Origin of the sequence: Ruminococcus sp. XPD3002 (assembly GCA_900119535.1) — a bacterium.
GTDB classification, from domain to species: domain Bacteria; phylum Bacillota; class Clostridia; order Oscillospirales; family Ruminococcaceae; genus Ruminococcus; species Ruminococcus flavefaciens_H.
In genome coordinates, this window is sequence record FPJT01000021.1 from 1 (window position 1) to 9,169 (window position 9,169).

Sequence of the window (9,169 nt, forward strand, 5' to 3'; positions counted from 1 at the left end):
GAGCATAAGCACTCTAAAAAGCGCACCGAACTTTCAGTGCGCTTGAACAATGCTTATGATTATTTCTTATCTTTTGAGGTATACAAATAAGTATATCTCAAATAATGCAAGTAAAAGTATTGGTACAGCGAGTAGCACTGCGACTGTAATTTTTTTGTATATAGGCTTTTGAGTTTTATCAGCCAGTCTTAAAGCAACTGGCATCAAACGTGAATATACATATACTTCTATTATCAGGCTTATAATTATTCCAATTGTACCGATTGTATCATTCATAGTTACTCTCTCCTTATATTCTATGATGTTAGGGTTTATTAGTAATTAAGATACTTTTTCTCAGCATCTATCTTGTTGTAGTTTGATAAAGCTTTTCTTATTCCTCCTAAGAGCATATTCATTTGCTCTTTTGAAAAATCTGCTTCTTCAGCTGCAAGAAGTAAATATCCTTTGATAGCTGAATTATACCAACCTGCATCAAGGAGAAATTGAAGCTGATCGTTATTAACTGTCTGTGCCCACCTTACAAGCTTTAAGTGCTTTTCGGCAGCATCTTTCATTTCTTTATCTTCGGGTATCTCAGGTATCAATTCATCCAGTTCGTTTATATTAGTTTTTTCATCTCCTATCGATTCTTCTGCGTTATTATCTTTCTTCTCAGGTGTGGTGTTTGTTTTTTTCTCTGAACGATTTTTAACGTCCTTTGTGGTTATTTCAGCTACAGGCTTTTCTGTTACTATTTCAGTTTGTTCTTCTTCTGGAAGCTTAGCGATACTATCGGCAGTTGCTATCGTCATATCACCATTCTTTACGGCTTCTTTGACTTCATCAACTGCATTATGCTTGATGTTCTCTATCTTGCCGACCTGTGCAGGAGATACATTAAGAGCTTCCGCAACTTTGTCACGCAACCGTCCTTTGACTTTCATGCCGTCAGCTTTCAGCCGTTCAAGCGTTTCCTTAAGCACTTCATACTGCTTGTACAGCTCTGAGTCTGTCATAACTCTTGTTGTTGCATTAAGCATTATCAGATCGAGGATACTTTCATCTTTTGATTTAGTTCCGTCCACAAGGCAAGGAACATACTTTGAGGTATATCGGTTCTCACTGATTAGTTTCTTGATAGCGGTAAAACGTCTATGTCCGCTTTTTATAAAGTATGTACCAAGATTTTCTTTATCTTCTGAGACAACCAGATTGTGTTTAAGTCCCTGACGTTCTATATCGTCCGCAAGGATATCAATGTCACTCATGCTGTAGAAGTTATCTATGCTTTCTCTGATTTTACTTATCTCTATCATTTTAATGTTATCCTTGAAGCTATCAGATGCAGCGGACTTAATATCCGCTGCTATGGATGCATCTATTGTAAATCTTCCCATGATCAACCCACCTTTCTGATTATTTCTTCGGTCAGCTCAACATATTTCTTTGCAGGACCGAGCCAGTGCATATATTCGTAAGCTGTCATTTTATAGTTAATACTGTTTCTTATTATATTGGAATAAGGGATCACTGTACTGAACACCTTATTGCCAAGATTATTTTCAAGCAGCTTCTTCAACTCCTCGTCAGCTTTATTCTTCTTATCGTACTTAGAAATAAAGCAGCCGATAAAGGCTGCTCCTACTCTATTGATTGTTTCAGTTACCTTTGCGATACCCTGTATTGCAAAGCTTCCAAGCTCCACAGGAACTATTACACCGTCTGTTATACCGATGAGCTGCTCCGTCAGAATATTAAGTGCAGGAGGAAAATCAAGCAGAACATAATCGTATTGATCATTCCAATAACTTGACAGCTTGCTAATGTTCTGTTCTCTCTCTGAATCACTCAGGTTCTGAAATAATTCAGCGCAGTGATTCATATCAGTTGTTGATGTTATGACTTTTATATTTTGATATCTTGTTTCTGATAACGCATCTTCTGGTGATACTTTAGTATTTAGCAGTACACTTTCTATACCGGCGCTGCTGACTTCTGATGCAAGAAACCTTGATGCGTTCTGTTGTCCGTCACAGTCAACAACAAGCACTTTTCTTTTATAGATCTCTCCGAGGATGTATGCTACATTAAGCACTGTCGTTGTTTTGGATACTCCGCCTTTGTTGTTGAAAATTGCAATTGATTTCATTGTTTGCCCTCTTTCTGCACCTATGGTGCCTTTAATTTAACCGCCCCTTTTGTTTATAAGACATAGAAAATGGACGGTAGGGCAATACCGTCCATATGTGTTTGCAACCACACTCTATGCCGTTATTAATTCTCATGGAGAAAGAATAACCTTTTTGTTCAGCGGTCTCCAAAACCGCGTGCCGAGGGTTCAAGTCCTTCTGCCCCTGCCAGAACGATAAAGCCTGTATTTCGAGAAAAACACCGAAATACAGGCTTTTCTCTTGCCTGTAGAAAACAGTTATAACTGCAAATATGCAGTTGCGTGTGAAGAAATAACAGGCGTTTTTCACACGTTTTCACACGAAATTCACACGACGATAGGTGGTATAAACGTTATTGAAAGAAGCCAGCTCCCTTTACGGGAGCTGATTCTATTTAAAAATATTCATTAACAAAAAGCTTTCAATGAATGTTACCGTTGCTATACTCCTCCAAGAATCCCTCCGCGCTGATACCGCCTTTCACAAGATGGCTGAATCTTACCAATTCTTTGGGACATTCATCAAGTTCTGCTGTTGTGGCTGATTCGATTCGGAGTAGCGAAAAGTCCTTTTTCAAAAGCGTTCAGCATTTTGGGGTGTCTGATGATAAAATGAATTGCAGGGCTTTTCGATTTCGAGACCATGACCCACTCGTCGCGCTTCATCTGTATCTGTATATTCCTGAACACCGGCGTTCTAAGCTCGGAGATGCTGTAGCTGCTGTTCGCGGCACTCAGCTCTCTTGTGAGGCGGCAGTGCTCGGTATACTCCTCATACGTATACTGAATTTCACGCTCGAAGAAAGCTCCTGACAGCGACAGAAGAAGCGGCGCTGAGCTGAACTGCTCCTCGGACGGAACGGGTATGATATCGAGGACCTCCGATGATATGAGCTGTTCTGCAAAGCACTCTTTCGTCCATTTCAGATAGGCGGTCAGCCTTTCACGTTCACGGCTGCTGATGCTTTTCCTGCTGAGGATACTGGTCAGCAGCTCCTCCGAAAGGGTGTATATCGGCAGAGTTGACAGCATATTGCAGCGCTGACCGCCGTTTGAGCTCTCACTGCTGAAAAAGCTGCGATACTCGTCCTCTGAGGCTGAATCGAATATCTCCATAAGAGGCAGAGCCTTCGAGAGGATATCCTCCGAGCGCTGACGGTAATAGGCGAGCTCCCTTCTGGAGTTGGTAAAGTAATATTGCCCGTTTGCGTGATGACCGCTGATACATTCTCCGCGCAGAGCAGCCGCTCCCGAGACATAAAGGAGCTCGTGGTAGATAGCGCTCGGCGGCTGCGGCAGATAGTAGGGTGAGACCTGTCCCGTCATATATATCGGCATCCAAGCCTGCAAGCCGAGCAGCATCTCCTTCATCGGGCGGTCAATGGTGTGAATGATATTTAGATGAAGCCCCTTCTTTATACAGGCGGCGATGCCGAACATCCACTTTTTATTGAAGTCCTCGCTGTCCACCATATCTGATATGGGCATATTGCTGTTCATGAAAAGCGGCTTCTTTGACTGTGAGATAGCCGTAGCCCTGAGAAAAGCGAGCTCGGCGCGCTTCATATCCTCCACGCCGTAATAATGCCTTGAGGCGGGCAAAGCAAACGGAGCAGTCGGTATTTTCAGCTTGTCAAACCTGATAATGGATATATACTCGCCGAGGTCGAATTCATCGAGCTTGTGAAGATAATCGCTGACGCCCGAGGCAACTGCCGCAGACCTCGGCGAACCGCGCAGATACCTGTCAACAGCCGCGCAGAGCCTTCCTTCGTCGCGGATGCTGTGCTCTGTAATTCCGCCGAGCGTCGCGCAGAGCAGCGGGAGCTGTCCGCTCTCGTCGGAGCTTCTGAGCAGATAGCTGCTCAGGTTGCCGATAAACCTGTCCATATCTATGGGGACACGCTCGCCGCGCTTGAAGCGCGAGAGGAGCGATGCGTCGATATCCATTGATTTGGCGAGCCTGTTCAGACTTATGCTCAGACGGTCGACGAGGGAGGAAAAATTCTCCGCAAAAACGCTGCTGTCGATATCCGCATAGCCAACGGCTCTGACGAGGCGGTTGTACACGTCCTCGCTTTCGAGCCCACTGATACCCTTCTGCGCGGCAATTGAGGCGATGCCGTCGGCAAGCCTTTGCAGTGCCTCGGGGCGCGGACGGCGAAGTCCGCTGCGGTAGCGGCTGAGTGCGGACGGCGTGAGCTTCGATGCCTCGGCGAGCTCGGATATTGAGCAGCCGAGCCTGTCCGTGAAGTCGCTGATAAGCTCCTGAAATGTCATAATGTCCTCCTTGTGCTTTCATTTTTCATATTATAGCACTGCCGCAGATAAAACGCAAGGGGCTGGAGCCGTTTTTTACGCATCGTATAAATCACAGCAAATATCAATCGTTTGCCAATTTGTCAGATGACATATTGGCAAATCGTATTTACAGGTAAAATCTTTTGTGATATAATAACTGCATAGTATACATTTTTCTTATCTGTTTTGCTATTTTTCTATGCAAAAAGTTGAACTGCACAAAGGAGGAATTAGATATGAAAATGAAAAAACTGGCAGCAGCACTGCTCGCACTGACCGTAGTTGCAGGCTCAATGAGCCCCGCTGCTCCGATACGCACTGTCAGGACGGTAACAGCCTCGGCAGCAGACGAGAACGAGGACGATGTCATCATCGTTGAAGGGCTGAAATTCAAGAACAACCAAACAGACGACTACTACAGCGGCTATACGCTCATCGGCTCTGTTGACGAGATAAAGGGCGACCTCGTCGTACCCAATACCGTCAACGGAGAGCCCCTGAAAAACGTACAGCCCGAGGCTTTCAAGGGCTGTACGGGCATCACGTCTGTCACCTTCGGAAGTAATATGTGGATGATAGGCACAAGCTCCTTCGAGGGCTGTACTGCCCTGAAATCGGTAAATATCGGGGCTGACCGCGCCTATGCGGAGTGCGGTGCCTTCAAGGACTGCACTGCTCTTGAGGATATAAAGTTCAGCGGCAAAAGCATATCTCTGCGCTCGAGCGCATTTGAGGGCTGCACGGCTCTAAAGACCCTCAACATTACGAGCGGACTGCAAGATATGGAGGCAGGCGCCTTCAAGGGCTGCACGGGCATAGAAACAGTCAACTGGACAGGTGAATGGTACGAAGACACAATGAAGCCCGCTATCCCCTATAAGGAGCTCGACGGCTCCAAGTGGGCAGAGGCTAACCCGTACGTCGTGGACGAGAAAGGAATACTGCTCTACTGCAACGTTGATGCGGACAAGCTGGAGCTCCCCGAGAGCGTGAAAACTATCGGCTCGCACGTATTTTACGGCGCACAGGAGCTCAAGAGCTTCACCATTCCCGCCCATGTCACAAAAATAGGCGATAGTGCATTTCAGACATCTGGTCTGACGAGTGCCGTTATCCCCGAAACGGTGACAGAAATGGGAAGAAACGCATTTTATCTGTGCAGCGACCTGACATCGGTCACTCTGCCTGATAATATCAAGTACATACCCAGCGGCGCCTTCTCGAGCTGCACATCGCTTACGGATATCAAATTCCCCGATAACGCAGAACTCGAGCTCAGCACATGGACTTTTGACGATTGTACCTCTCTGAAATCCCTGACCTTCGGCAAGATAAAGGAGATAGGCGGAAACGCCTTCCGCGGCTGTACCGCTCTCGAGGAGGTCAATTTCATGGAAAATGTGCCGAGTATAGGCGGCGGAGCCTTCACTGAAACCCCCTACGGCGATAAGACCCCGTTCATAATCAAGGACGGCGTGCTCGCGGCCTGCTTCGCTGAGGGCGATATCGTCGTTCCCGACGGCGTCACCGAGATAGGTGAGAACGCATTCTTTAATATGCGCATCACATCGGTAAAGCTCCCTGACAGCGTAACGAAGATAGGCGACAATGCGTTTAATGCCTGCTATAATCTCAAAAGCATCAACCTTCCTGATTCCATTACAGAGATGGGCTGGGCGGCATTGAGAGACTGCGACGAACTGACAGAAATAAAGCTCCCGTCGGGGCTGAAGGAAATATCGTCTAGTCTATGCGAGGGCTGTACGGGGATAACCTCTATAACCATCCCCAACGGCGTCACCCGTATAATGAGGAATGCATTCAAGGACTGCACGAACCTCGAAGAGATAAGCATTCCCAAGGGCTGCACCATTATTGAGCAGGATGCATTCAAGAACACCGCTCTGCGCGGAGACGATCCCCTGCTCGTTATCAACGGCAATATCTGCGATATCGGCGAGATCGAGGGCGAGCTCGTCATCCCCGAGGGCATCACAGGCATCGGAAACGGAGCATTCAGGGGGCAGACAAAGATGACCTCACTGAAGCTCCCGAAGAGCATCAACACTATCAAATCCAATGCATTCGAGGGCTGTACAGGTCTCGAGAGCGTCGAGATAGCAGGCACCCTGACATATGACGACTGGGACAATTACGGCATTTTCGCGGACTGCACGAGCCTGAAAAGCGTCACATTCGACAAGGGCACATTAACAATACCCGCTGAGATGTTCAATGGCTGCACGTCACTTGAAACAGTGAGCCTCCCCAAGGGGCTGAAAAAGATATCAAGACAGGCATTCGCGGGCTGCTCGTCACTCAGCTCCATAGAGCTCCCCGACGGCATTTCTATGGAGGAATCTGCATTCGAGGACTGCACGGGTCTGAAAAGCATTGAGTTTCCTGACAACATCTCATCTATCGGCTCGAGCACATTCAAAAACTGCACCTCTCTCGAAAGCGTAAAGCTGCCGAGTGATCTGACGAGCATAGGTGAAGATACATTCAGCGGCTGCACATCCCTGAAATCAATAGTGCTGCCCGATAACGTATCCTCTATCTACGACAACGCATTCAGCGGCTGTACGAAGCTTGAGGATGTCACACTTCCGCCTAATGTATGGTTGATCTCAAGCACTGCATTCAGCGGCACTCCCTACGGCGAAAAGAAGGGCGCGATAATCTCGGGAGATACGCTCCTGACTATCACAAATGCAAAGGGCGATGTTGTTATCCCCGACGGCGTAAAGAAGATAGGCAACTACGCATTCAAAAGAAATACTGAGATAACCTCTGTAAAGATACCCGAGGGAGTTGAGGTCATAGGAGCGAGCGCATTCGAGGGCTGCAAGGCGCTCGAAAAGGCAGAGCTCCCCTCGACGCTCAATACTATCAGAAGATATGCATTCAGCGGAGCGGCGGGCTTGAAGTCGATAGAGATACCCGAAGGTGTGACTGAAATAAACGACGGCACATTCTACGGATGCAGCTCTATGACCGATATCAAGCTGAATAAGGGGCTCAAAAATATCAAGAATATGTCATTCAACGGATGCTCATCTCTCAAGTCTCTCACTCTCCCCGACGGACTTGAAACGATTGACCATTACGTATTCAACAAATGTGAAAATCTTGCGGATATCACTATCCCAGACAGCGTGAAGTCAATAGGCTCCTCCACCTTTGTGGGTACGGCATTCCTGCAGAATAAGAAAGATGCATCGGATGGCATGGTCATCATCGGCACGACGCTCGTTGACGGCAAAAAGTGCAGCGGCGATATAGTTATCCCCGAGGGCGTTGTTACTATTGATTACCAAGCATTTGAAAAAGCACCGATAACCTCCGTAAAGTTCCCCTCGACGCTTAAAGAGATCGACGCTCGCGCATTCAGTCAGTGCAACCAGCTCACAAGCGTTGAGATCCCCGAGGGCGTCGAGGATATCGGCGACGCATTCTCCAATTGTACAGCTCTCACCTCCGTTTCTCTGCCTGCGGGTGTTGACTTCCTCAACGCCTTCTCGAAGTGTACTGCGCTGACAACGGTCAAGCTCGCGGACGGCACCAAGGAGATATCGAGCGGCGCATTCAACGGCTGCACGAGCCTGAATCAGATAGACATCCCCGACAGTGTGGAAATAATCGAGGATAGGGCATTCGGCGGTTGGGGTGAAGCGGAATATGGCTGCGCACTGACATCCGTAAAGCTTCCTGACAGCATTAAAGTAGTTGGAGAGTATGCATTCGGTAAATGCACGGAGCTCGAAACAGTCGAGATGCCCGAGGGCTTCAGCGGCTTCGGTTCCAATAGCTTCTACGGCACAAAATGGCAGGATTCACTTACAACGATCGACGGCTTCAAAATAAGCAACGGCGTGCTTATCGGCTCTGAAATGACCGAGGGCGACATAGTTATCCCCGACGGCGTAAAGAAGATAGGCGACAGCGTATTTGAGGAGTGCAGCGGCATTAAATCGGTAACGCTCCCCACTGGACTTGAGAAAATCGGAAACAAAGCCTTCTATAAGTCGGGGGTAACTTCAATAAATATCCCCGATACAGTGACCGAAATAGGCGACAGCGCATTCTACAGCTGTAAGGATCTGGCTGCGGCAGAGCTGCCCGAAAGCGTCGAAAGAATTGGCAGACGTGCTTTTGCCTCCTGCATCTCACTTGAAAAGATCACTTTCCCGTCAACTCTCAAGGACTTCGGCGGCAACGCCTTCGAAGACTCGAAATGGCTCGATGAACAGCGCAAGACAGACCCTGTCGTTATCGTGAACGGCATCGTTATCGACGGCAGAACCGCTACGGGCGACCTCGTTATCCCCGAGGGTCCCGACACTATCGGCGAAAGCGCATTCGAGCTCGCTAAGGTAAGAACAGTCGTTGTACCCAAGAGCGTCAAGCAGATACTCAGTCTTGCATTTTACGGCTGCTCCAATATGCAGAAGATAACAATACTCAATACCGACTGCGACATCGACAAGGGTGCGGCAACTATAACCAACGGCTACTCGATAAGCACGGACTATTACGGCGAGATACAGATAGGCGACGGCTCGGGCGGCACTACAGCCTCCACCTCCGACAACGACGGCGGTACGGGGCAGTCCACGGAGACTACGGCAGTATCTACGACCGACGACGGCGGAAACAAGTCTACAACTGCGGTCAGCACCACTGATGACGGCGGAAACAAGTCTACAACTGCGG

The 9,169-nt window shown here is 48.0% G+C and carries 5 protein-coding genes; 1 reads left to right on the forward strand and 4 read right to left on the reverse strand.

Annotated features, from left to right (window positions below):
* Nucleotides 1–66: 66 nt before the first annotated feature.
* From BT127_RS14565 to BT127_RS14580, 4 genes are all read right to left on the reverse strand, one after another.
* The gene (locus tag BT127_RS14565; RefSeq protein WP_075425703.1) at nt 67–276 is read right to left on the reverse strand and encodes a hypothetical protein; all 210 of its coding nucleotides are present in this window, start codon (nt 274–276) and stop codon (nt 67–69) included.
* A gap of 38 nt (nt 277–314) precedes the next feature.
* Complete coding sequence (locus BT127_RS14570; RefSeq protein ID WP_075425704.1) at nt 315–1,379, reverse strand: ParB/RepB/Spo0J family partition protein; 1,065 nt, start codon at nt 1,377–1,379, stop codon at nt 315–317.
* A 2-nt stretch (nt 1,380–1,381) separates the two neighbouring features.
* Nucleotides 1,382–2,131, reverse strand: coding sequence for a ParA family protein (locus BT127_RS14575; protein WP_075425705.1), 750 nt, complete (start codon nt 2,129–2,131; stop codon nt 1,382–1,384).
* A 543-nt stretch (nt 2,132–2,674) separates the two neighbouring features.
* Nucleotides 2,675–4,432 (reverse strand): helix-turn-helix domain-containing protein, encoded by a 1,758-nt coding sequence (locus BT127_RS14580; RefSeq protein ID WP_075425706.1) that lies wholly within the window; start codon nt 4,430–4,432, stop codon nt 2,675–2,677.
* Between the two features lie 257 nt (nt 4,433–4,689).
* On the opposite strand from BT127_RS14580, the gene BT127_RS14585 reads away from it, so the two are divergent.
* Nucleotides 4,690–9,169, forward strand: a 4,480-nt coding sequence (locus BT127_RS14585) for a leucine-rich repeat domain-containing protein (RefSeq protein ID WP_207647511.1), incomplete at its 3' end; no start/stop codon positions are given.